Origin of the sequence: Oceanobacillus limi, assembly GCF_900111445.1 — a bacterium.
Taxonomy (GTDB): Bacteria; Bacillota; Bacilli; order Bacillales; family Amphibacillaceae; genus Ornithinibacillus; species Ornithinibacillus limi.
In genome coordinates this window covers 35,534-61,147 of the sequence record NZ_FOHE01000005.1, presented here as the reverse complement: position 1 = coordinate 61,147, position 25,614 = coordinate 35,534, and the positions used below count along the sequence as shown (strand labels likewise).

Here is a 25,614-nt window from a genome sequence, read left to right as displayed (position 1 = left end):
CCTTTAGTATTCGGGTGATTTATATTTCTTTACGCATAACGTGGAACTTTCTTGTTATATGAAAACCAGTTTTTTTGTATAAATGTCCAGCAGAACTTGTTTCACCTGTCCACAGAAACCAGGCACTATGTAAACCTTCTGCCTTCATATTATTCAAGCATTCATTCAAGATTAGTTTTCCAAGCCCTTTCCCTTGTTGATTCGGATCAACCCCGAAAGGACCAAAGCGCTCAGGTACCCCTTCATAGCCACCATAAATACAAAAACCAACGAGTTTACCTTTGTGGCGAGCAATAAGAATACGATCTAATGGGAGGCCTTGTAGAATTCCTTCTCGAATAGCTCTTCCCCAATCTGGGTTAAATTTCTCGTTAGCAAACTGGATAACTTCATAAAGGTCTTTATCCTGTGCATTATTAATAGAATAACCTTCTTGTTCTCGTTTTGTTTTTAAATGAATAATCTCTTTTGGAAGTCTATAATCCACCAAACTACGATCCATTGCAACCGGAGAGTATAGTTTATCGAATCCTTGTTTAAGCAAGAATTGATAAGCTTCGGGATAATTTTCTTCATCCAAGCCGGGCAGGATATAATTCGGAGCATAGGATGCGAAAAATACATTTTTTCTTCCATTACCCTTTAAAAATGTAACCGCATTTTCAATTAACTGGGATCCAACACCAGATTTACGGTGTTCTTCATCCACGAAAAAGAACGGCATCCAACCATTTTCCGTTTCTAAATCATCTCCGTACATGGGTAATAGTCTGCGCACCGCGTAAACACACCCTATTAGCTTATCACCCTGAAAGGCAAGCTGCATCCCCTTTGGATCAAAGTTGGCATCTAGAAGCACTAGATGACGAAAACGTTTTAAGGTTATTGGATCATTTTGTAAAGTACGATTCCATAAGTTAATAATAAGTATCTCATCCCCTGGAAGATAACTTCTATAATTGACCATTTTCTCCCACTCCCCCTGATAGTGCTAAATCAATCGCTTTCCGTACAAACCCATCTGCCTTTTGAATGGAATGTTTTGCTTTATTCAAAGATGTATTTGCTTTTATCATGACAATTGCGGGTTTGACTTCAAAATTGGTCTTTTTCAGCGTTTCCTTCGCTCGTTCATAGGAAACATCTGTAATTGTCGAAACAATACTGATTGCTCGTTCCTTTAATTTTTGATTACTAACTTTGACATCCACCATTAAGTTCTCATATACTTTTCCAATCTTAATCATCGTCGTTGTCGTGATCATATTCAATATGAGTTTATGCGCGGTTGCTGCCTTCATTCTCGTTGACCCAGTAATAACTTCTGGACCAGTTAGCACTTCAATATTAATATCTGCAAATCTACTAATCATGGAACCTTCATTACTCGAGAGACTCGCCGTACTTGCTCCAATTTCCTTTGCATACTTTAGAGCACCGATTACGTATGGTGTTCTCCCGCTCGCTGCTATACCTATCACAACATCTAGCTCCGTTACATTCCTTTCTTTAAGGTCATTCGCACCTAAAGTTTCACTATCCTCTGCACCCTCCACAGCCTTCTCAATTGCTTTCGTTCCTCCTGCCATGACAGCTTGAACAAGCTCTGGAGGAGTACTATAAGTTGGAGGACATTCAACTGCGTCTAATATACCTAATCTACCACTTGTTCCAGCACCGACATAAAATAATCTTCCACCATTTTTTAATGATTGATAGACAGCTTCAACGGTTGCTTCTACTTGTGGTATAACTTTCTGAATTGCTGTTGCTACTTTTCTATCTTCATCGTTAATAGTAGTTAATATTTCTGCTGTAGTCATATTATCGATGGATTTAGTCTTGTCATTTCTTTGTTCTGTTGTCAGTGTTGATAATTTGCTCATCTCATCCCATCCTAATTGTATAAAAGATATGGTTCCCTTTGGTTGTGAAAAGTCTTCACTTCTTCCTTACATGACAGTAGGAATGCCTCAGTATCCCCTTTTAACAAGAGATCCCGCAACCGCTTTGTTCCAGCTAGTAGGTCAAAAAAGTATTTCCCATTTTCATGTTTTAAGAAATAAAAATCGTTTGGATACATTGTTGCAACTAATTCAATTAATACAACACCTGTTTCAAAAGCATTAAAGTTCCCACGATCGACAATATGTAACTGAATCCCCCCACATATTTCATCTTTATGCTTTTGATATGTCGGAATAAATGATGTAGGTCTTGCTAGGACTCCAGAAAGTTTCTGTTCATTAAAATTCTTTGCCAACCGATACCCGTCTATAAACGGTGCACCGATATACTCAAAAGGCCTAGTCGTTCCTCGACCTTCTGATAAGTTAGTTCCCTCAATCAAACAGGTTCCGGGATATAAGATTGCCATATCGATGTTTGTTGTATTAGGAGATGGGGCTACCCAAAATAAATCCGTATCATCGAAGTACTGATTCCTTTCCCAACCTTCCATTGGAATAACGGTCAAATTGCATTTCAATCCGAATTCCCCTTTGAATAAATGAGCAATCTCCCCGATTGTCATACCATGACGATTAGGTATCGGAAAAAGACCTACAAATGATTGGACATCCTCCTCTATTAAATTGCCTTCGATCTTTTCACCTGAAATTGGATTAGGTCGATCTAACACAACAAATTCCTTATCAAGTTCTTTACACGCTTCCATCACATAGGCCATTGTATAAATGAATGTGTAATACCGAGATCCGATATCCTGCAAATCAAAAACAAGAACATCTATATTATCAAGCATTTCCTTCGTTGGTTTTTTGGTCAATCCATACAGACTGTGAACTGAAAGATTCGTAATTGGATCGACTATCGATTCCACTTTCTGCCCTTCTTTTGCATCTCCTCGTATGCCATGCTCTGGAGCATATAGTGCAACTAGATCAATATCCGGATGTTCAAAAAACAAATCAATTGATGGTGTTAATCTCTTATTCACACCTGTCATATTTGTAACTAAACCGATCCGTTTTCCTATATAATCTTCATAATTTTTTTCTAAGAATATATCAAGTCCTAGTTTCATTACAGGTCACTCCTAAGAACATTTTGGCTTTTGTCAAGAACAAAAGCCATTCATAAAATGTGCATGGTTATTCTTTTACCCCACCTAATGTTAACCCTTTAACAAAATGACGCTGGAATATTAAGAAGACAATAATCATTGGGATTGCAGCAATTGCTGCACCACTCATTAATAGTTTAAAGTCTGCAAGGTTTGCATCTTGTAATGTTTTCAATCCAACAGGTAGGGTATATAAGTTCGCACTATTTAAAACAATAATTGGCCATAAGAATGAGTTCCATACGTTCATGAAAGTAAATATACCTAATGCAGCTAATCCTGGCTTCGCAAGTGGAAGTACAATACTCCAGTACGTTCTCCATTCACTTGCCCCATCAATTTTCGCTGCTTCAATTAATTCATCCGGAATGGAATACATAAACTGTCGCATTAAGAAAACACCAAATACCATGGATAAATCAGGTAATATCAATGCCCAGTGAGTATCCATTAAACCTAAATCGCGAACCATTATAAACATTGGAACTAAGGTTACTTGCGAAGGGATCATCATTGTAGAAATAATTAACCAAAAGATAATATTCCTACCTGGAAATCGCTTCTTGGCTAGTACGTAACCTGCCATGGAATCAAATAATAACACACCTACTGTAACAACAATCCCTATATATAAGCTGTTAAAAAACCACATTCCCATACTGTTTTGGCTGAATAATCTTTTAAATCCTGAGAACGTGTCTTCCACGATATAACTCATCATATCGCGATGGTAGGTTGCTTGTTCCAGGTCATCATTTTTTTCCGCTTCCCGTGCTTTTCCCCAATGCTCGAAGTATTCTGGTATTCCCATTGGATACATTTTGGGGGGATTTGCATTAACATAGGAAGTCGTTCTTTCTAAGTCATCATCCTGATAACTACTTAACTGCAAGGAGGTACTGAATACCCAATATAATGGCAAAAGGGAAACAATCGAAAATAGCAGTAGTAGTGATACAATAAGTGTCTTTTTTATACTAAATTTTCTCATCTTTTATTTCCCTCCTATTCATCATGACGTAAAGCTCTATACTGTAAAATTGAAATAACTAAGATAATAAAGAATAATACGACAGACTGTGCCGCAGCTAATCCGAACTCAAAATCTCTGAAACCAGTTTTATAGATTAAATGCACGATGGTCTCTGTCGCATAGCCAGGTCCCCCACCAGTCATCAAAATAATCTGCGTAAATACCTGGAACGAACCAATGGTACTTAGTAATACTAAATAAACAGTGGATGGTTTAAGCATTGGAACGGTAATTTTAACCCATTTTTGTAATGCATTTGCACCATCAATTGTTGCTGCTTCATATAAAGATTCAGATATTGAACTCATTGAAGCTAAATATAATATTATCCCTACACCAAAAGGAATTAGCATTTGCATGATGATGATCGCCCATAAAGCCGTGTTTGACTGTCCTAACCAATTCAAAGGTTCAAATCCGAACCAACCAATAACATAATTAAATAGTCCAAATTCATAGTTATACATCCATCTCCACACCATTGCAATAATAACCATAGAGGCTACTGTAGGTAGATAGAATGCGGCTCTGAAAAATCCTTGAGCAAAGCGTCCTAAGGAATGAATTAAAGATGCTGCTATTAGCGCAGTAATGACATTAAAGGGAACAGTTACCGCGGTATAAATCGTTGTATTTAGAAGTGCTTTCTTAAATGCTTCACTTTCAAATACACTTAAGTAATTTGATAATCCAGCCCATTCGTTGCCACCTATAATTTGATATTCCTGAAAAGATAGAATAAATGCCCAAACTACCGGGATTGCTATAAATACAATAAACAACGTTAATTTCGGTAACAAGAACAGGTAGGCAGCATAATTTTTTTTCATGGAGTGCCATACTCCTTTGTTCTTATTAGAAGTGATGGACGCATTTGTTCCTTTCATGTTTTTCCCTCCCAGCTGTTCGAAATATGTAAAGCTTGCAATCTTTAAGAAAATCGGTAGACTCTAGAAGAACTCTAAAGTCTACCTTCTATTAATCGTTAATCTAGTAATTCCTCTACTTCAGGCTTAGCATCTGCCATGGCTTCTTCTGCCGTTTTTTCGCCATTAAATACTAATTGAAGTTCACGTTGGATGACTTCATCTATTTTTTTCCATTCTGGATGGCTTGGTAAATTGATAACTTGATCAGACATTTCTTGTGCCCTTGCCATTTCTGGATTATCCGCATATGGGTCCATGTCTGCAGCACTTTCTAAGGCAGGGAATACTCCATATTCACTAGCCATACGGTATTGTTCATCTGCATTAGAGATGTGTTTGATAAATTCAGCTACAACTTCTTTCTTACCTTCTTCTTCTTGGTGGAACATCGTCCATCCACCAACTCCACCAATTGTTCCAGGTTCACCTGTAGAACCAGTAGGGTAGTTTGCTACCATAAAGTTTGTTGGATACGCTGTTTGAGCTGATGTGATTGCCCAAGTTGCCCATGGCTGCATAGCTACCGTGCGTTGTTCCTCGTCTGCCCACGCTTGGAACGTACCACCTACGTCAGCTCCTCCCATGGATACAGGCGCAACTTCTTGCTCAAGTTTTAAATCTGCTAGCTTTTGAATTGCTTCAACTGCTTCTGGGGAATCGAATGTAAATTCAGACAAATCATCACTTAATGGTTGCCCACCGTCCATATAGAAGAAAGGCCATGCTTCATAATAACCATCTAGAATGTAAGTGGAGAATCCATATACATCCGTTTCTCCATCTCCATCCCTATCAAAAGTAAGCTGTTCTGCTGTGTCAACAAACTCTTCCCACGTCCACTCCCCATTTTCTGGAGGTGTAACACCAGCTTCTTCGAATAGATCTAGATTTAATAACATAGAGTGTACCGTCACTGAGTTCGGCACCCCATATAAGCTTCCCTCATGCGTATAGGCTTCTAAAGCGTTATCATAAAAATCAGCTAACTCTTCTTCTGTAAAGTATTCATCTACAGATTCAATTACGCCTTGTTCGATATGTTCAATGCTTACAGCACTACCACTAATATCAACTGGAGCAATATCTGGCCATGATTGACCTGCAATATTTACACCTAATTTATCCGGAAGCTCTGCCCAAGGTACTTGAACTAATTCAATTTCTACTCCTTCATGCTCAGCTTCAAACTCTTCAATCTTTTCTTCTATCCAAAAATACTTATTACCTTCTCCATCTTCACCAGAGTCGTCCCCCTCTTGAGCCCAACGTGGTCCGTCCCAAATAGTAATTTTACCTGTCCATTCACCGTCTTCGTTTGTATTAGATGAATCATCATTACAAGCGGCTAAAACCCCAATTAGTACAACCATAATGAATAAAGCCAAAATTTTTGTCATTTTACCTTTCAATTTTCTTACCCCCTACATAAAATGTAATTTTAGTATTCAATAAAAGTTTCCAATTACACAGATTACTAGGTTGACTTCACCCCCTTAAAGTAAGCTCACCATGCTATCTTGCCCATGACCACATTACGTTTAGAACCAGTTGCAGCTGGTAAGTTATTTGTTCTTTTTTGTAAACATTGGTAACCAAGTAATGCAAAGATCATTGCTTCCTTCGCATCTGCATTCACTCCATAATCATCTGTCGTTTTTACGACAACATTATTTGGGAGATGCGCATCAATTCGCTCCATTAACATCTTGTTCTTGCTCCCACCCCCACTAATTAAAACCTCACTTATGGATGCTAATTCAATGTTTTGTTTTATTTCATTAGTAAGTGTAATAGCTGTTAGCTCTGTTACTGTTGCTACCTTGTCCTCATGCTGTATCGTTAACTCTTCCGCTTTACCCCAAAGGAAACTAGCATATTCTTTACCAAACATTTCCCGTCCAGTACTTTTCGGAGGATGTTCTGCAAAATAAGGATGTTGAAGCAATTCGCTTAACCACTCTTGGTGTACCGTACCTTTCCGCGCTATATCCCCATTTTTATCGTAGCTCCGTTTTCCGTCTGTGATTTTCTCTACAAAAAAATCTATTATCATGTTTCCTGGCCCTGTATCATAGGCAAAAACAGCGTTTTCATTACAACCTTTTGGAAGAATAGTAATATTTGATATTCCTCCTATATTAACTAGCACTCTACCAAAAGATTCATGTTGAAATAATTGATAATCAGCATATGGAACTAGTGGTGCTCCTTGTCCCCCAGCTGCTATATCCCTTGTTCGAAAATCTCCTACCGTTGTAATCCCAGTTTTTTCAGCAATGACACCAATATCCCCAATTTGTAACGTCGATGCTACCAAATGTTTACCGATTGTAATGGCACTTGGTTGATGAAAAATCGTTTGTCCATGAGAACTGATCAAGTCAATATCAGTTGGATCTAACCCTACATCCTTAATAACCTTTAATGCTGCGTCTGCATAGAGAATTCCTAGAAGCATATTCATACTAGAAAGGTTATCAACCCTTGATGACTCTGGATCACAAAGTTTTAAAATTTCGTCTTTTACTTCTTGTTCATAAGAAATCGTATCAAAATGAATAAGTTCCATCGAAACATTTCCGTTGAGATCCTTCATTTTTACTATGGCTGCATCAATACCATCTAATGAAGTTCCTGACATGAGGCCAATCGCATACGAGACCCGTTGATTGGTATGCATGTTAACCATCCCTTCGTTTTGGTAACGTAATTGGTAACTTTCCTTTCACCTGAACTTTACCAAACAGCGCATTTGCAACCGTAATCAGTGCTGGATGTGTAAATTCATAAGTTGCTATGTATGCTGGAATATCTGGTAAATAAGAAATGTCGTATGGGCTTCTTGTTGCAATAACAATTACCGATTCGTTTTGTTGCTTAATTTCCCGCACTAATTCTACTTGTGTATCATTTGGCTTAACCGTCAATGTCCCAATTATTACAGCACTATATTTTGAAGCACTGGCAGCAACCTTATCGATTTCTTCTTTTGTTGGAGGATTGGTTAGTTCAATAACATCTGTTTTTTCATGATTATTTTTAATTGATTCTCCGAGTGAAAACGTTGAATACCTTTGATCTTCCACCTGCATCGCATAACTATTCTGCGGATATACAACGAGTAGACGATCTTCGTCCAATGGTGATAATGGAACAAGGTTATTTTCGTTTTTCACAATCGTAATACCTTGCCTATAAATTTCATATGCTTCCCATTCATGAAATTTACTCCCAAAGTCAGCAGAGACCACTGGTGTTTGATTAAGAGGAATATCCTCCCAACTCAAATATTTGTCCTTTAACTCCATTACTCGTTCATAGGCACTATGAAGTGTTTTCTCGGAAATTTCTCTGTTAATTAGAGCTTCTTCCACTGCATGAATTGTTTCGTACTGACGTGATTGTAAATGGGACACCATTATCAAATCAACACCAGCCTTTATCGCTTCCACTCCACCGGCAGCAGTTCCAATCGTTTCTGAGATGGCATTCATTTCCATACAATCCGTAGTTACAACACCGTTAAATCCGAGTTTTGTACGTAACAGATCGGTAATCACTTTTTTCGAAAGTGTAGCAGGTACATTCTCCCGATCCTCTATAGCTGGAAAATAAACATGAGCAGACATAATGGTATCTGTACCGTACTCCATAACATCAATAAAAGGTTTTAATTCTACTTCTTCTAGTCGTTCCATATCATGTGCTATTGTTGGTAGATCTAAATGCGAGTCGACATTTGTATCTCCATGACCAGGAAAGTGCTTTAACGTTGTGATCATTCCAGCATCCTGCATTCCTTTTACGGCTTGTAGGCCAAATTCAGAAACCATTTCAGGAGTTTCTCCATAAGAACGGACACCAATGACAGGATTTTCTGGATTGTTATTAACATCTAATACAGGTGCTAGGTTCCAGTTCACACCAAGATGTTTCAGTTCTCTTCCAGTCAATAAACCAGTGATATAGGCATTTTCACTTTTTCCCGTCGCACCAAGTAGCATAGAGCCTGGTAACACGGTTGATCCCTCTCCCAATCTTCTAACTACACCGTTTTCTTGGTCGATACAAATTAGTAACGGCTTTTCATGTCCAGCAGCTCTTGCTTCTCGCTGTAATTCTGTAGTTAATTGATAGATTTCCTCTGGCGTCCCTATGTTTCTACCAAATAAAATAACCCCTCCAATATGTTTTTCACGTATTAATTTCTTAATTTCAGGGGTTGCCGTCTTTCCTTTAAATCCAAATACCATTAATTGGCCGATTTTTTTCTGTGTCTCACTAAGACTCATATATTTTTTGCACTCCTTTATGTAACTCTTCTTACAAGTCTATAAGTCAAATCCTGGAATGGTTGCACCTTTCCGTTTATTCGCTCCGATAGGGAATTTTAATGTCTGAGCGTAATTTGTTCTTGTTAGACAGCCTCTCATCGTACCTAATGCTTTATAATAGTCGTAATACCTAAAATCACTTGAATTCATGATGAACCAGTATTGAGACAACGCTTCCAAATACGTGTTAAATTCTTCGGATACATCAACGAATATATCTGGTTCATACCCTTCCATATCCTCCCAGTTTTCACTATGAAACATTCGAGTTAATGAGTGCGGAGGTAAACCATCAATCTCAAATCCAGGTAAGGCTGCTTTTAGCCATGCTGCTTGAACAATCTTAGGGCAACGCGCATGATCCGGGTGCATACTGTTTTCCCAATGCGTGATAACAACATTTGGTTTCAATTGGCGAAATAATTTGGCTACTGTTGTAACTGTTTCATCATCCTCTTTTAATTCCGCATCATTATAATCTAACGTAATACTTTTTCCACCAAGAACTGCAGCAGCACGTTCCGCTTCTTCAATCTTTTGCTTCCGATAATCTTCGACTGAAATATGGGGTGGATTTCCTTTTTCACCAGCTGTTAAATGTAAAAATGTTACTTTATGTCCTGCCTTTGCATACTTATAGGCAATAGCACCAGCCTGTATCTCCCCATCACCGCAATGTGCACCAACTACCATTAAATGTAATTTCTCTGCCATTTTCCCACCTCATTAAAAAAAATTGAATTATTTCTAATAAACCCAAAGCATGATATCGCTTACATTAATGTTGCAAAAAATAGAGGTCTAATCCTCCTCAGACTAATTCATTAATTTTCTAATTATTTAATCACTTACATTATACATTAATATTCTAAAAATGAAATAGAAATTCAAAAATATTTTAAAAAAATTGTACTTAAATTTCATATTGTTATACAAATGAAATGATTTGTATTATGGAATGTGATTATTTTGAACTATACTTCAACCAAAAACCTTCTAAAGACCTATATAAAAAATAAAGGGTTCTACTAATTATCGTTGAATACTTCATAAAAGCGCTTTTAAATTTTAACGGAGGTGTATTTTTTGGTAAAGAAGATTTTTGGATTATTATTGTTTGGTTTCATCGGCTTAGGATTTTCTACAGCATTCAGTTCCGTAAGCTTCGCAGAAGAAAATACTCAAATGATCCGTATCGGGGTTGTACCCACAGCAGAAAATGTGAAATTAGGTAGTAATGGTGATTTTACGATTGTTAATAAAGTCACCGGAGAAGTCATCTATTCTGGATCAGATGAAGAAGTTTCTGTTCAACTCGATTCTACTGCGGAAATACAAACTAACTATCGCTTACAAGTAGCATGGACAACGAGCAATTCTTATGTAGAAGATTGGCTAAATAGGGCGGAAATTGGTGGTTACGATACATATATCGAACCTTATAACAATGGTTGGCGTTTATATATTGGCGCATTTGCTGAAGATGCACCATGGGGAGATCGCAATGCATTTCGTGAAGAAGTGATTTCAAGTGGCTTAGCAGGAAATGATTCCTTTTGGAAAGTTGTTACCGTGTCTAATGGTGAATCATTAATTAAAGTTACTGGGCAAGATTTTGAAGAAATTATTTCGAACCCCATACAAGTTAGGTCAGACGATGATCTCGTTTTAATCGATGGGAAAAATTACCGGGGTATCGGCGAAGTAGCGTTTAATAGTAATAATACACTAGCTGGGATCAATGAGCTTCCATTGGAAGAATATTTATATGGAGTTGTACCACATGAATTACCGCCAGAACCATATAATGAGTTGGAAGCACAAAAATCACAGGCTGTTGCTGCTAGAACTTATGCAATTTCAGGATTAGGCAAACGAAGTAATGATGGCTACGACCTATTACCAACCACATCTGATCAAGTTTATGGTGGCTATGAAGTAGAACACCCAATATCTACTCAAGCTGTTCAGGAAACTTCAGGAATTGTCGCTACTTATGAAGGTGAATTAATAAGTGCAGTTTACCACTCTACTTCTGGAGGATTTACAGCCAACAACAACGATATTTGGGATTCTGCTCCAGTTGATTATTTACAAGGGGTACCAGATGCACAACGAGGAAAAGCATTCGATAATGTTCCTTCACTAAACGTTTTCAAAAATAGTAGTAATCCCAAATCGCTACGTGCAGTGAAAAAAGGAGACTTTGAATCAGACTGGTCAAGGTACCATCGTTGGCATTTTGAATGGACGCCAGATGAGATTAGTAATGTTCTCAGCACGTACTTTAATACGGAAGTTGGTGAAGTTTACGAAATTAACGTAGTGGAGCGTTCAAATTCTGGCAGAGTTTTAGAAATTGAATTCGTAACAGAGAATGGCAATTTCTACGAATTCAAGGATCGAATTCGGTGGGCTCTACAATACATCAATGCCAATGGCGATCCAGCTGTTTTACTCAGCACTCTCTTTTATGTCGAACCAATAGTTGATAAAAAAACAAAGGAACTGTCTGGCTTTGAAGTGTACGGCGGAGGATGGGGTCATGGTGTTGGCCTGTCCCAAACTGGAGCAATGGGAATGGCTGTAAAAGGTCATACGTTTGATGAAATTTTGAAGCATTACTATCAAGGTATTGAACTAGAAGAACGTTATTAAAATTCCATTTTAATAGGTAAAAATCATAGATAAGTAGTAATAGTTACAAATAGCCTCGTTTTCTATTGGGATCAACGAGGCTATTTACTACTGGTATATTATTCTATGAAAAGATCTACTAACTCATCGATGGAGGTTATAATAAAGTCAGGGAAGCCTTCATTTGGAAATTGAGTCGAATCCTGTTTGTTTTCCTGCTTCCATTTTTCTTTACATATTACATCTAGTCTCTTAATTTCACCCCTTCTAGCTGGTACCATTTCCAAAAACGGGCTTGGTAGATTTCTATTTATCCAAACGGACTTAATCCCTAGCCGGTTTGCAAGCACAACATCATGATCAATTCGGTCTCCTATATGGGCCATTATTTCCCCATCTTTTTTTAAGGTGTTCAGGATTCTACTATCTGGCTTTGCATAACCACATCGATCTGGAGTAATTATTTCATTGAATAAAGTATATAAGCCTAGTTCCTTCATTACCGGTATTTGATACTTCGCGTAGCCATTGGTTACGGCAGCTAAAGAATAATTCTGTCTCTTCAATTCTTCGAGGCTATTAATTATATTCTGTTCTAATAGATAAACTTTTGGTTCCACTGCATGTTTTTCAACCAAATGAGCAACATCTATTTTTAAACTTAAATTGAGTTTCCTGATCGTCCTAGCTACAATATCATCCCAATCATATGCTTCTACTACCTTATTCTCTTTCATTCTTAGCTCATGTTCAGCCACAATGATTTTATTAATATTTATATCTTGATTTAATTCTTGCTGGAACGCAGAAACAATTTCTGGAAACACCCATTGAATAAAAGGATTTTGCATTAATGTTCCGTCTAAGTCAAATGTAATCCATTGTTTGGTCATAATTCACGCTCCCCATTTTCAAGTGATTTTATTTAGTTTACTATGAAATGAAAGCTTAACACCAATTCGTTAAAATTTAATCACATTCCTCTTCCAACCCCAACTAGAAAAAATGTATTAGTAATTCAGAAAAACACAGATCGTTCATTCGGATTTATCGACTTTCGTGTGGTAGTTATCAACGTTTATTCTAATTTATCAACTGTTCACCCCAGGGTATCAACCTTTATTCGGACTTATCAACTGTTCACCCCGGGTTATCAACGTTTATTCGGACTTATCAACTGTTCACCCAGGGTTATCAACGTTTATTCGGATTTATCAACCTTTCACCCCGGATTATCAACGTTTATTCTGACTTATCAACCTTTCATCCCGGGTTATCAACCTTCACTCTGATTTATCAACCTTTCATCCCGGATTATCAACCTTTATTCTGACTTATCAACCTTTCATCCCGGATTATCAACCTTTATTCTGACTTATCAACCTTTCATCCCGGGTTATCAACCTTCACTCTGATTTATCAACCTTTCACCCCAGGTTATCAACTTTTATTCTGATTTATCAACCTTTCATCCCGGATTATCAACCTTTATTCTGACTTATCAACCTTTCACCCCGGGTTATCAACCTTCACTCTGTTTTATCAACCTTCCACCCCGGATTATCAACCTTTATTCTGACTTATCAACCTTTCACCCCGGGTTATCAACCTTTCATCCTGGGAAAAAATACTTTTCTAAACTTTTACTCCTAAATAAATGATAATTAATTTTTAGCATAAAGTGATCCACAACTACCGACTGTTATAGCTTAAGAGACAACAAAAAACCGCCCCATCCAGGGACGGCTTCCCTCAAACCTCACTCACCGAATCACGATACACCATTTTATGTGGAATCATAATTCGTTTTGCGGGTTCATCTTTATTTTGTGTTTTCTCGATTAGAGCTTTGGCAGATTGTGCGCCAAGTTCATATATTTTTACATCGACCGTTGTTAGGGCTGGACGAGTAATTTCGGACAAATAAACATTATTGAAGCTAACAAGTGAAAAATCCTGCGGAACTCGAAAGCCGGATTCTTCTAATCTGCTGAGAATACCAAGACTAATCAGATCATCACTCACGACTAAGCCAGTTGGCCTTGTTTCGAGTGATAGTAAATACTCAACTGCTTCACGTCCACCAGACTTTAGAAATTCGGTATGAATCTTGTATGCATCTAGATTTATGAGACCGGCTTCTTGAAGTGCCGTATTATAGCCCGCTTCACGATCCATGGTAACAAATAATTCACTTGATCCACCGATAAATGCAATACGTTCATGACCTTTACCAATCAAGTAATTGGTAATTTCTTTTCCAGCTTTAAAGTTATCATTATCCACATGAGTTATTTCAGTTTCATGGTCATAAGGTTTCCCGACAATAACAAACGGGAAATCATTCTCCAGAAGAAAATTGGTTACGCGATCGTTAATACGAGAATAAAGCAAGATAACTCCATCAACATAACTACCGTACACCATTCGCTGCACTTCTTGATATATTTCTTCTTCTGTTTCCCCTGTTGAAAGCGACATCGAGTATCGTTCATCATGGATTACAGAACTTATTCCCCGCAATACCTCCGGAAAAAAGGGATTTTGCAGGGCAGTGTTTGCTGGTGATGGCATGATGACTCCGATCGCCTTCGTTGATTTGGCAACCAGATTTCGAGCACTCACATTCGGATGATAGCCTAGCTTTTTCATTGCTTTTCGAACTTTTTTCTTTGTATCCTCAGTAATTCTCGGGTTATCTGCTATGACACGTGATACGGTAGAGGGTGAAACCCCACTAGCTTTTGCGACATCTTTAATTGTTACCATGGTTTTCACCCTCTGCTTTTCTTGTTTATGTTGCTTCTCTTCACTTATTATAACATTATTTTGACAGATACTACCTACTATTTTCATAAACTGGTTTAGCTCTATTTTGGATAAAGCGAATCTTCAATCAGTGAGTAATTTCTTCATTTCCTACTGATTGTTAAATAAAATGAATTGGACATTTACAGCAGTTGAACCCCCACTTAACCTCTTGATTTTCCCTCGAAGTTTGAAGTGCGGGTCCTACCACCAGTTATATTTATACCTTCTTCCACTAAATCATGTTAACTTTCCCCAGGCTCCACTCTACCTACCTAATTTATAAACTCTCGCTTCATATGGCTTTAACACGTTTTCTTTTTGATCATCATAGTTACTAATTAATAGCGTTTTCGCTTGGTTCTCGATCTCCACTGGTAAGTTAAAGAATGCCTCTTCAGCAAACAAATTCGTTAAAATAACTACCGTTTCATCCCCCAGCACTCTCGTATACGCATATATTTGATCATGGTCTTCCATAATTAGGTTATATTTACCATAAACTAAAACTTGATGTTCTTTTCGTAGCTGAATTAGATTTTTATAATAATGATAAATAGAATCGGGGTTCTGTATTTCCTTTTCCACATTAATATCGGAATGGTTTGGATTTACTTTCATCCACGGTGTACCAGTCGTAAAACCTGCATTCTTTTCTGCCGTCCATTGCATTGGTGTTCTGGAGTTATCTCGACCAGTCTTCCAAATGACCTCCATAATCTCTTCTACTGGAGTTCCAGCTTCTAATTCATTGTAATAATAGTTTCGCATGCCAACATCATCGTAATCATCAATAGAAGGAAACTTCACATTTGTCATCCCAATTTCCTGCCCTTGATAAATAAATGGTGTACCCTGCATGAGAAAATACATCGTAGCCAAGCATTTAGCGGATTCCACGCGGTATGCTTCACTATTTCCCCAGGTTGAGAGCGAACGGGGCTGGTCATGGTTCTCCAAGAACAAGGCATTCCAGCCGACACCCTGTAGGCCTGTTTGCCATTTAGACAATGTTTGCTTCAATGCATGTATATCTAAACCGGTGTTCGTATTTTTTCCCCAGAGATCTAAATGCTCGAATTGGAAAATCATGTTGAACTTTCCATTTTCCTCTCCAACCCATTCATCTGCTTGGTCAACACGAACCCCATTTGCCTCTCCAACAGTCATAATATCATAATTAGAAAAAGTTTTTTCCTTTAACTCCTCTAAAAAGACCTGTATTCCATCGCGATTCATATGTCCATCAAAGGAGGGAACATACTTCTTATTGTCTGGATTTGGCATATCAGGTAAACCTGGAACTTTTTTAATATGAGATATCGCATCCACTCGGAATCCATCGATCCCCTTATCAAGCCACCAATTGACCATGTCATATAATTCATTCCGAACGGTTGGATTTTCCCAATTTAAATCCGGCTGCTTGCTTGAGAAAACATGAAGGAAATATTCATCTGTTTTTTCATCATATTTCCATGCAGAACCACCAAAAATGGATTCCCAGTTATTCGGCTCTTTTCCATCTTTTCCTGGATGCCAGATATAATAATCTCTATAAGGATTATCTTTAGAAGAACGTGATTCGATAAACCACGGATGCTCATCTGATGTATGATTAATTACTAGATCCATGATAAGTTTCATGCCGCGACGATGTACCTCTTGAAGTAATAAATCAAAGTCTTCCATCGTACCAAATTCCTCCATAATATCCTTATAATCGCTAATATCATAGCCATTATCATCATTTGGAGATTGATATATCGGGCTCATCCAGATAACATCAATCCCAAATTCCTTTAAATAATCTAATTTAGAAATAACTCCTTGGATATCTCCAATGCCATCCCCGTTTGAGTCCATAAAACTTCGTGGATAAACTTGGTATGCCACGGCTTCTTTCCACCATACTTGTTTCATAAAAATTCTCCTTACTATTCCGTATTCGTGTTGTGGGTAAGAGATAGGAAATGTACCAAATTACTGGTTCCTCTCCTATCCTACTTCCCCGTTTATCCCTTTGTTGCTCCCGAAGTTAGTCCTGAAATCAGATAACGCTGTAATAGTAGGAACACCAATGCAATTGGAAGTGCAATCAAGATTGCTCCAGCAGCAAATCGTGTAAAGTTAGTTGAGAATTGGTCATTAATGAAATTAAATAATCCTAATGCTAGCGTAAAGTTTTCTGGACTTGTCAAAACAATTCGTGGTAGTAAAAAGTCCATGAATGGTGCCATGAAGTTAAATAACGCAACCACTGCTAAGATTGGCTTGGCCAATGGTAGCATGATTGTCCAAAATATTTTCAAATGACCTGCTCCATCGATTTTTGCTGCTTCATCTAACTCTTTTGGAATCGTATCAAAATACCCTTTTACTAACCACGCATTGAATGGGATTTGTCCACCTAAATAGATTAATAACAATCCCCAAAGTGAATCTGTCAAACCAATTGTATTTAATAGGATGTATAGTGCTACCATTCCCATTAACGCTGGGAACATTTGAAGTAGTAAAAACATATATAAACCGTATTTACGCCCTACAAATTTGTAGCGTGAAAACGCATAAGCAATAAGGGATGTAATGACGATTGATCCAGCAGCATTCAATATGGCAATAAATAGACTATTTTTATACCAAATTAAGTAATCACTTTTCGGATCCGTAAACAGCCATTTATAATGCTCCAGTGTAGGATTGTCAGGGAATAAATCGGTAACAAGCATATTCGTTCCTGGATTTAAACTCATCATAACCGCCCAAAATAAAGGGTAACCAATGATGACAAACATAATTAAGAAAAAGAGATAGATGAACGTCACTTCTATTTTAGATTTTGTTTTTCTGTTCATCGACATTAGTAACGTCCCCCTTCTTCTTTAAAAGCTGCCGTTTTTCTAAACTGATAAAATGCAAATCCCATGACTAGAACTCCCATAATAATCGTTATTGCTGCAGCCATATTGTAATTATTTGTTTCAAAAGTTAATTTATATACCCATGAAATGAGAATATCCGTACCTCCAGCATTTTGACCACGTACCGGTGGGTTACCTTCATTGAATAGATAAATAATGTTAAAGTTATTAAAATTCTGCGCGTATTGCATAATTAACAATGGAGCTGTCGCAAATAGTACATGTGGAACGGTGATATGACGTAATTTTTGCCAACGTGTTCCACCATCAACATCTGCAGCTTCATACATATCAGATGGTACACTTTGAAGCACCCCTGTAAATAATGCAAATACAAACGGAAAACCCAGCCAGGTTTGAATCATGATTAAGGCTACCTTTGCCCAGAACGGATCAGAAAGCCACGGTATCATGATTTCAAATTGTGCTAATAGATCACGATTGATCGCCCCAAAGGTTGGGTTAAATAATGCTGAAAAGATTAAGATCGAAACAAACGCCGGTACGGCCCAGGGTAAGATTAATACCGTACGGATCGTACGCTTAAACTTAATTCGCTTATCATTAACTAGTAAAGCTAAGAAAAATCCGAGGACTATTTGTAAAGTGGTTGCTACTACTGTCCAAACAATCGTCCAAGTAAAAACACTAAAGAAGGTATCCTTCCAAATATCCACGTTTACTAAATTTACAAAGTTATCGAAGCTAACCCAATTTAGTAAATTACGTGGTGGGGCGTTGTATTGGTTATAGTCCGTAAATGCCAATGCAAGCATGAACAATAACGGTAAAACAACAATAAATACAAGCATGATCAATCCAGGTAAAATCATAAAATACGGAAAACCTTTGTCATAAAAATTAGACATCCCTTTTATAAATGTAGGATTCGGTCTTCCCTCTTCCCTTGCAATTGCATCCTTTCTAGCATCTATTAAGTTATAAGCATAGATTGCAATTCCAAACGCTAATACGATTAATGAAATCAATCCTTGCAGTAACAGCTGAATAGAATGATGCTCCTGTGGAATTGTACCAAGCGTAAATAATCCCCAAATCCCTATGTCTATATAGTTCCACATCGTAACTAAAAATGAGATTGTAATAATAAGAAGAATTATTCCTTTTACTATACGACGATTATATATCTGGCCCAATCCTGGAACCAAGATAGATAACAGTGTAGCGATATTTCGGGGTTGGCTTATTCCGGCTTTCCTCTCATTTTGATTATTAGCCATATCTGTATCCTCCTAATACCAATTAAACAAAACTTGCAGGATAATAAATGAATCTACTATTATATTAGTCTTCTATCCCCACTTGCCCGCTTTACAAGGGGCTAACTGCCAATTATATACGGGATAAAGGGATATGGGAGCTAATAGCTCCCATATTTCATCATTAATTATTCGCACCTGAAGCATCAATATTATCTTGAATTGTTTGAACCGCTTCTTCTAACACTTCATCTACAGGTTCTCCTTTAGAGATAAAGCTAAGTGCATCATTAAATGGATCCCAAACTTGTTGCATCGCCGGTACATTTGGCATTGGTTCACCATATTGAGTCTGTTCTGCAAATGCTGAGTAAATAGGATCATCGGCAATCACAGAGTTTTCAACTGCATCATTACGAGGAGGCATTTCTCCTGCAACGTCATAGTAATGTAATGAATTTTCTTCATTTGTAATAAATGCCATTAAATCTTGTGCCCACTCTTTATTTTCTGAGTAGTAGGAAAGCATGTATGATTTCACACCTACAAATGATTTAGGATTTTCCCCATTCTCAAGGACTGGTAGTGGAACAACACCTAAGTCATCGCCTAGCGCTTCAGCATATTCACGAACCATCCAAGGGCCGTTCAATACAGTTGCAACTTTCCCCTCTTTAAATAGACCATTCATAATATCTGGAGTTAGATCTTGTGGAATATACCCATTGTCAAACCATGTTTTAACAAGTTCTCCACCTTGTTTCGCACCTTCATTAGCAAGTCCAACATTATTGATATCGTAATTTTCTCCGTCAAAGTCAAATACGTAAGCTCCATATCCAGAGAAGAATGGATATACAAAGTATAAATTAGCAGCTTCCATTAAGAAGCCAAATTGATCCTGGCTTTGGTCTGTATAATCTTCTGCAATTGCCATGATATCGTCCATTGTTTCTGGTTCATCAACTAAGGATTTATTATAGTACATTGCATATGTTTCCATTACCGCTGGATATCCCCAGTAGTCACCATCATATGTTACAGCTTCCAATGAGATATCTGTGTAATCGCTTTCTGTTTCACCCAAATCTACTGGATCAACTAAACCACGCATTGCTAAATCCCCAATACGATCATGTGGTTGGAATATAATATCAGGCCCATTTCCTGCTGGTCCTTCTACATCTAACTTTTCAACCTGTTCCAACATATCTACTGGTACAAGTTCTACCTCAATACCTGTTTCTTCTGTATATTTTTCTGTTATTTCGGTAACTGCATCCTCTTGCTTTTCTTCAGCGTTTACCCAAAGCGTAAGGCTCTCTGGTTTCTCAGGCATTTCTGCAGATTCATTTGCTCCTTCTTCTGCGTTTTCTCCTCCTGATTCACTTGGTTCTTTTTGCACGTCATCAGGTCCACATGCAGCAAGTACCCCAATAAGTAAAACGAATAAAACGAATGCACCTAGCCATTTTTTCATCTAAGTAACCTCCCCTAAGGATCTTATATTTTTAGCGATTGCGTGAAAACGTTTGCGCAATTGCTTTAATTTCATTATACATTGTAATCGATAAAAATCAACTATTATTTTTAACGTTTTCATTTCAACAATCATATAGTGGTTAACGCTTACATTTTAAAATAAATCTGTTATACTTAACATAAGATATTTCAACTTTTATTTAATCTAGAATACAATTTCGTGCAAACGTTTGTATTAATGGGGAGTGTTACGAAAAATGTTGCGTGAAGCTATCTATCATCGACCAAAAAATAATTATGCCTATGCGTACGATGAAGAAACATTGCATATTTTGCTACAAACAAAGAAAAATGACGTTGAAAAGGTATCTCTTATCTATGGGGATCCTTATGATTGGCAAGACGAAAAATGGAACTATAAATCTAGTGAAATGATAAAATCAGGCTCTACTATGGAATATGATTTTTGGTTCGCAACAGTCAAACCAGAATTTCGTAGGATGCGCTATGGCTTTCATTGTTCAGATGACAAAGAATCGATTATATACACAGAGCGAGGTTACTTTGAAGAAGTTCCTGCCGATACTGCGTACTACTTCTGCTTCCCCTACCTCAACAAAGCAGACGTATTCACGCCACCTTCATGGGTAAAGGACACGGTTTGGTATCAAATTTTCCCAGAACGATTTGGGAATGGAGATCCTTCCATTAACCCGGAAGGTACATTAGAATGGGGATCGACCGACCCAACGCCAACTAACTTTTTCGGGGGCGATTTTCAAGGAGTAATCGATCACCTGGATCATTTAGTTGAACTGGGGATCACAGGTATTTATTTCACACCTATTTTCAAAGCCTATTCCAATCATAAATATGACACGATTGATTATATGGAAATTGATCCGCAGTTTGGTGATAAAGAAACCTTCCGTCGTTTGGTAAAGGAGAGTCACAAACGAGGTATTCGGGTAATGTTAGATGCCGTGTTTAACCATAGTGGTTATTATTTTCCTCCGTTTCAAGATGTATTAAAAAATCAGGAAAATTCTACGTATAAAGACTGGTTTCATATTTGGGATTATCCAGTAACACCAGAGCCTAAGCCGAACTATGATACATTCGCTTTTGTTGGTTCCATGCCAAAGTTGAATACAGACAATCCAGTCGTTAAAGATTATTTACTAAAAGTTGCCCGTTATTGGATTGAGGATTTTGATATTGATGGATGGCGTTTAGATGTAGCCAATGAAGTAGACCACGCTTTCTGGCGTGAATTCCGTAGCGTTGTAAAAGACGCGAAACCGGATGCATATATTTTAGGGGAAATTTGGCATGATTCCATGCCTTGGTTACAAGGAGATCAATTTGATGCCGTGATGAACTACCCATTTACAAACGGGGCAATTGACTATTTCGGGAAAAATGAGATGAGTGCGGAAAACTTTGCGAGTTCCATCACGAATGTGCTCCATATGTATCCCAAACATGTCAATGAAGTAGCATTTAATCTATTAGATAGTCATGACACACCGAGAATCTTAACCCTAGCTAATGGTAACCTAGATCGTGTAAAACTATTATACTTATTCCAGCTCAGTTTTATTGGTTCGCCGTGTATTTATTACGGGGATGAAATTGGTATGGCAGGTGGTCAGGACCCTGGTTGTCGTGCTTGCATGGAATGGGATGAAACGAATCAGAATAGAGATTTATTTGAGTTTGTGAAAGGATTAATTGAATTACGGAAACTAGAACCTGTCTTCGGAAATCACGCCGACTTTCGAATGGTAGAAGCAAATAATGATCAGAATTACATCGTGTATGAAAAGTTTCATGCAGATAAAACACTTATCTTCATTTTGAACAATAGCATGGATCCGATCCAAGTTAATTTGGGGCAGTATGGTCCTTGCAACGAATGGAAGCTAGAGGATATGTCCTCGATACAAAAACAATCTGTGTCAGATTTATCTACGATCAACGTTTCACCACTTGGCTTTCGTATATTTGAACAGTAACTCTAGATATGGTTCTAAAGCAGTTGATGTCTCTTACTGAGAGCCGGTGCTGAATATACACTGCCGTTTCGAATCAATAGGATATACCGAATTGAACAGATAGAGGATCCACACGTAGTGACAAAAGTGGATCCTCTTTTTCTATTATTACCTTAAACAAACGATGTCGGTTTCTTCACCACTGGAGCTTCTCCTTAAATCAATTTCCACCATGCTTTAAATACCCTTTCCCCATAATTGATTCCACAGATGAATAATCCTTATACAAGATTACGGTATCACCTGCTAAAATCTTCTTCGCATTTATTTCATATAGGTATACAATGTCCCCTTTACGAACGATTTTACACAACAGCTCCCCAATAGGAAGATATTCCTATTCCCCATTCCTATTATCGGAACAAAAAATAAGAATAGTAGGTGATACCTTTTTCCCTTGTCATACACGACAATAGGAATTAAACATATGTCGTAAACTTCTCGGATTTAATATGTATAAAGGAGTAGGAAACATGATCAATTCATCGCTCATATGTAACATAGGGGGTAGAGCGAATAAAACTTCGCTAGGGTCTAATGAAAATAACGCTATTACGGACAATGACATGTCCGAGTTACAAATGATTCAAGATATACCGAAAAATAATCTAAAACTTGGTTTTTGGGACTATGATATTAAACAAGATATTTCTTATTTTAGTAAGCAATTACTGGAACTTTTCCGCATTGATCCTAATACAAACTTAACGTTAAGTTTAAAAAAATGCTTGGACTTTATCCATTGCGATAACAGAGATTCCTATTATCAAACGGTTTTAAAGTCGATCCTGAATAAAGCAAATTTCAGTACAGAGCTATCAATGTTACGAGCTGACGGAGAACGTTTTGATGCAACCATTCAAGCTGAAATCCTATTAAATGAAAGTGGCGAGCCTATCCGGTTGATCGGCATAATTGAAGACGTTACTACAACGAGAAGATTACTTAAGGACCTTCACGAAACGGAGAGTACGTTTCAAAATATTGCTCATAACCTTCAAGCTGGTATATGGTCCTATGACATCAGCGCAAAGCATTACTGGACTTCTCAAGGAATTGAAAAGATAACAGGCTATTCACCGGAACAGTTTAATAAAATTCTTTGGGATTCGCTCATTCACCCAGAGGATGTTGAAGCTTACCAGGCAAAGCAGCCAACTTTATATCATGGGGAGAACCTATTTCATCAATATCGAATCATCCATAAAAATGGAAATGTCGTTTGGGTGCAGGATCAAACATTACCTGTATTGGACGATAACGGAAACCTCATACGGTTAGACGGCATTATTACCGATATTAGCGCTCAAAAAAAATATGAGCAGAAGATCATGCGCCTTGCTTATCATGACTATTTAACCGATCTACCAAATCGAACATTGTTTGATCAACAGGTAGCATCCCTAATTGAGTCGTACAAGCACACGCAGGAAGAATTTTCTATCATGTACTTGGATCTCGATCGTTTTCGTAGCATTAATAACTCCCTAGGTCATCTTGTAGGTGATAAATTGTTACAGCAAATCTGTAGCCGCTTAAAGGAAGTATTACAAGAGAATGCCATGTTAGCTCGAATTGGTGGAGACGAATTCGCTGTGTTGCTAACTGAAACGAATCAAGCAGACTATCCAGTCGTCATGGCGAAAAAAATAATCGATAGTCTTGGTGAAGCCTTCATTATCGCGGACTATGAATTGAAAATCACGACTAGTGTCGGAATTAGCTCTTTTCCTGCTAATGGACAATCCGTGGAAGAACTCATGAAAAATGCAGATATTGCACTGTACCGCGCGAAGCACTATGGGAAAAATACGTACCAGATTTATTCACCTTCTTTAAATATTGATTCATTTAAAAAATACTATCTAGAACGCGACTTGCGAAAGTCAATTAACAATAATGAGTTACGTATTCATTTTCAACCTAGAGTGGAATCATCTACAGGGAAAATAGTAAGTGCGGAAGCGTTGATACGTTGGGAGCATCCCGTTTGGGGGATGGTATCACCTAGGGAGTTTATTCCTCTTGCTGAAGAAACTGGTTTTGTAAATGATATTGGGGATTGGGTATTGAAGCAGTCCTGTCTGTTCTTAAAAGAATGGACGAATGAAAATCTACCAATTATTCCAATTTCGATTAATATTTCTGCGCAACGATTTCTTAAAAATGACTGGAAGGAAACAATTATATCCATCCTTGAAGAAACCAGTACAGATCCTTCTCTTATTGAGTTTGAAATAACAGAGACGACGATTATACAATACGAGAAACCGGTTGAAGCAGCTCTGGAATATTTACGAGAAATAGGGATTCGTATTGCTTTGGATGATTTTGGGACAGGTTATTCATCCCTATCCTATATTCACAAGTTTCCTATTAGTACGGTGAAGATTGACCAATCATTTACGAGACAAATAACAAAGTCAGAAAGTGTGGAAGTAATTCTCAAGTCCCTAATCCTCATGACGAAAGGGTTAAATTTAAATGTCGTGGCAGAAGGCGTGGAAACGATCGAACAGCTCGCCTTTTTGAAGGAACAAGAATGCCAAGAAATACAAGGATACTTATATAGTAAACCGGTTCCTGAAGAAGAATTTCGGACTCTTTTGCACCAACAAATATTGAAAGTCTCTTTTGAAGATCAATTGACACAACAAAAAAATCGAAGAAAGCACTTTCGAATTCCGTTAACTTTTCCAATCAAAGCGGAAATGACCTTATCGCTCTTACATGGGGAAAAGGTACAAGTTGGAACAACGGAAATATTGATTGAAGATATTGGTCCAGGTGGGTTACGATTTCTATCCAATATTCATCTCCCAGTACGAACAGACATTTTTTATAACTTTGAAACAACTATTCTAGGAAACCTTATCCAGTTAAATGGAAAAATTGCCTGGAAGGAAGAAGTTAAAGGTATTTACGAGTATGGAGTAGAACTTACCATCGACAGCCAAGCAAGAGAAAAGTTAATAAAAATCTTAAATGATTTCCAAGATCAGTTGCGACAACATCCAGTTGTTCCAAACAGCAATATCTTTCGAGAAGACCGGTTCACTTATTTAAAACAACTACGATCCTTTCAACCATCGTAGGCAGCAATAA

19 protein-coding genes are annotated in these 25,614 nt (G+C 37.6%); 3 read left to right on the top strand and 16 right to left on the bottom strand.

The annotated features are described in order from the left end of the window. Window positions 1-19 precede the first annotated feature (19 nt). From BMX40_RS07065 to BMX40_RS07025, 9 genes are all read right to left on the bottom strand, one after another. Window positions 20-967 (bottom strand): GNAT family N-acetyltransferase, encoded by a 948-nt coding sequence (locus BMX40_RS07065; RefSeq protein WP_090868270.1) that lies wholly within the window; start codon window positions 965-967, stop codon window positions 20-22. Next, window positions 954-1,886: an N-acetylmuramic acid 6-phosphate etherase gene (murQ, locus tag BMX40_RS07060; protein ID WP_090868268.1), complete on the bottom strand. Its 933-nt coding sequence runs from the start codon at window positions 1,884-1,886 to the stop codon at window positions 954-956. Before murQ ends, BMX40_RS07065 begins: the two co-directional genes overlap by 14 nt. A gap of 11 nt (window positions 1,887-1,897) precedes the next feature. Continuing rightward, entirely contained in the window at window positions 1,898-3,046 is a 1,149-nt protein-coding gene (locus BMX40_RS07055; protein WP_090868266.1) for an exo-beta-N-acetylmuramidase NamZ family protein, read from the bottom strand. Window positions 3,047-3,113: 67 nt separating this feature from the next. Next, on the bottom strand, window positions 3,114-4,076 hold the full coding sequence (locus BMX40_RS07050) for a carbohydrate ABC transporter permease (protein WP_090868264.1): 963 nt from the start codon (window positions 4,074-4,076) through the stop codon (window positions 3,114-3,116). Between the two features lie 14 nt (window positions 4,077-4,090). After that, window positions 4,091-5,005 (bottom strand): carbohydrate ABC transporter permease, encoded by a 915-nt coding sequence (locus BMX40_RS07045; protein WP_090868262.1) that lies wholly within the window; start codon window positions 5,003-5,005, stop codon window positions 4,091-4,093. Window positions 5,006-5,103: 98 nt separating this feature from the next. Continuing rightward, complete coding sequence (locus BMX40_RS07040) at window positions 5,104-6,456, bottom strand: sugar ABC transporter substrate-binding protein (RefSeq protein WP_244513407.1); 1,353 nt, start codon at window positions 6,454-6,456, stop codon at window positions 5,104-5,106. A gap of 95 nt (window positions 6,457-6,551) precedes the next feature. Beyond that, window positions 6,552-7,727: an anhydro-N-acetylmuramic acid kinase gene (locus BMX40_RS07035; protein WP_090868260.1), complete on the bottom strand. Its 1,176-nt coding sequence runs from the start codon at window positions 7,725-7,727 to the stop codon at window positions 6,552-6,554. A gap of 1 nt (window position 7,728) precedes the next feature. Further along, on the bottom strand, window positions 7,729-9,339 hold the full coding sequence (gene nagZ / locus BMX40_RS07030) for a beta-N-acetylhexosaminidase (RefSeq protein ID WP_090868258.1): 1,611 nt from the start codon (window positions 9,337-9,339) through the stop codon (window positions 7,729-7,731). A gap of 39 nt (window positions 9,340-9,378) precedes the next feature. After that, window positions 9,379-10,095 (bottom strand): PIG-L deacetylase family protein, encoded by a 717-nt coding sequence (locus tag BMX40_RS07025; RefSeq protein WP_090868257.1) that lies wholly within the window; start codon window positions 10,093-10,095, stop codon window positions 9,379-9,381. 372 nt (window positions 10,096-10,467) lie between these two features. On the opposite strand from BMX40_RS07025, the gene BMX40_RS07020 reads away from it, so the two are divergent. Then, the gene (locus tag BMX40_RS07020) at window positions 10,468-12,039 is read left to right on the top strand and encodes a SpoIID/LytB domain-containing protein (protein ID WP_090868255.1); all 1,572 of its coding nucleotides are present in this window, start codon (window positions 10,468-10,470) and stop codon (window positions 12,037-12,039) included. Between the two features lie 98 nt (window positions 12,040-12,137). On the opposite strand, the gene BMX40_RS07015 is transcribed toward BMX40_RS07020, so the two are convergent. The 6 genes from BMX40_RS07015 to BMX40_RS06990 all read right to left on the bottom strand — a co-directional run bounded on the left by BMX40_RS07015 (window position 12,138) and on the right by BMX40_RS06990 (window position 20,450). Further along, window positions 12,138-12,911 carry an HAD family hydrolase gene (locus BMX40_RS07015; RefSeq protein WP_090868253.1) on the bottom strand — a complete coding sequence of 258 codons (774 nt, stop codon included), beginning with the start codon at window positions 12,909-12,911 and terminating at the stop codon, window positions 12,138-12,140. A gap of 859 nt (window positions 12,912-13,770) precedes the next feature. Further along, window positions 13,771-14,787, bottom strand: coding sequence for a LacI family DNA-binding transcriptional regulator (locus BMX40_RS07010; protein ID WP_090868251.1), 1,017 nt, complete (start codon window positions 14,785-14,787; stop codon window positions 13,771-13,773). Window positions 14,788-15,093: 306 nt separating this feature from the next. Then, the gene (locus BMX40_RS07005; protein WP_090868249.1) at window positions 15,094-16,749 is read right to left on the bottom strand and encodes a glycoside hydrolase family 13 protein; all 1,656 of its coding nucleotides are present in this window, start codon (window positions 16,747-16,749) and stop codon (window positions 15,094-15,096) included. Between the two features lie 92 nt (window positions 16,750-16,841). After that, window positions 16,842-17,684, bottom strand: coding sequence for a sugar ABC transporter permease (locus tag BMX40_RS07000; RefSeq protein WP_090868562.1), 843 nt, complete (start codon window positions 17,682-17,684; stop codon window positions 16,842-16,844). Window positions 17,685-17,689: 5 nt separating this feature from the next. Then, window positions 17,690-18,991: a sugar ABC transporter permease gene (locus tag BMX40_RS06995; protein ID WP_090868247.1), complete on the bottom strand. Its 1,302-nt coding sequence runs from the start codon at window positions 18,989-18,991 to the stop codon at window positions 17,690-17,692. A 163-nt stretch (window positions 18,992-19,154) separates the two neighbouring features. Beyond that, complete coding sequence (locus tag BMX40_RS06990; RefSeq protein ID WP_090868245.1) at window positions 19,155-20,450, bottom strand: sugar ABC transporter substrate-binding protein; 1,296 nt, start codon at window positions 20,448-20,450, stop codon at window positions 19,155-19,157. 259 nt (window positions 20,451-20,709) lie between these two features. Here BMX40_RS06990 and BMX40_RS06985 point away from each other — a divergent pair, with 259 nt between their 5' ends. Next, entirely contained in the window at window positions 20,710-22,470 is a 1,761-nt protein-coding gene (locus tag BMX40_RS06985; RefSeq protein ID WP_090868243.1) for a glycoside hydrolase family 13 protein, read from the top strand. 199 nt (window positions 22,471-22,669) lie between these two features. On the opposite strand, the gene BMX40_RS20155 is transcribed toward BMX40_RS06985, so the two are convergent. Next, a complete protein-coding gene (locus BMX40_RS20155) occupies window positions 22,670-22,822 on the bottom strand; it encodes a hypothetical protein (protein WP_170840695.1) in 153 nt (50 codons plus the stop codon). A gap of 160 nt (window positions 22,823-22,982) precedes the next feature. On the opposite strand from BMX40_RS20155, the gene BMX40_RS06980 reads away from it, so the two are divergent. Then, a complete protein-coding gene (locus BMX40_RS06980) occupies window positions 22,983-25,604 on the top strand; it encodes an EAL domain-containing protein (protein ID WP_170840694.1) in 2,622 nt (873 codons plus the stop codon). Window positions 25,605-25,614: the final 10 nt, after the last annotated feature.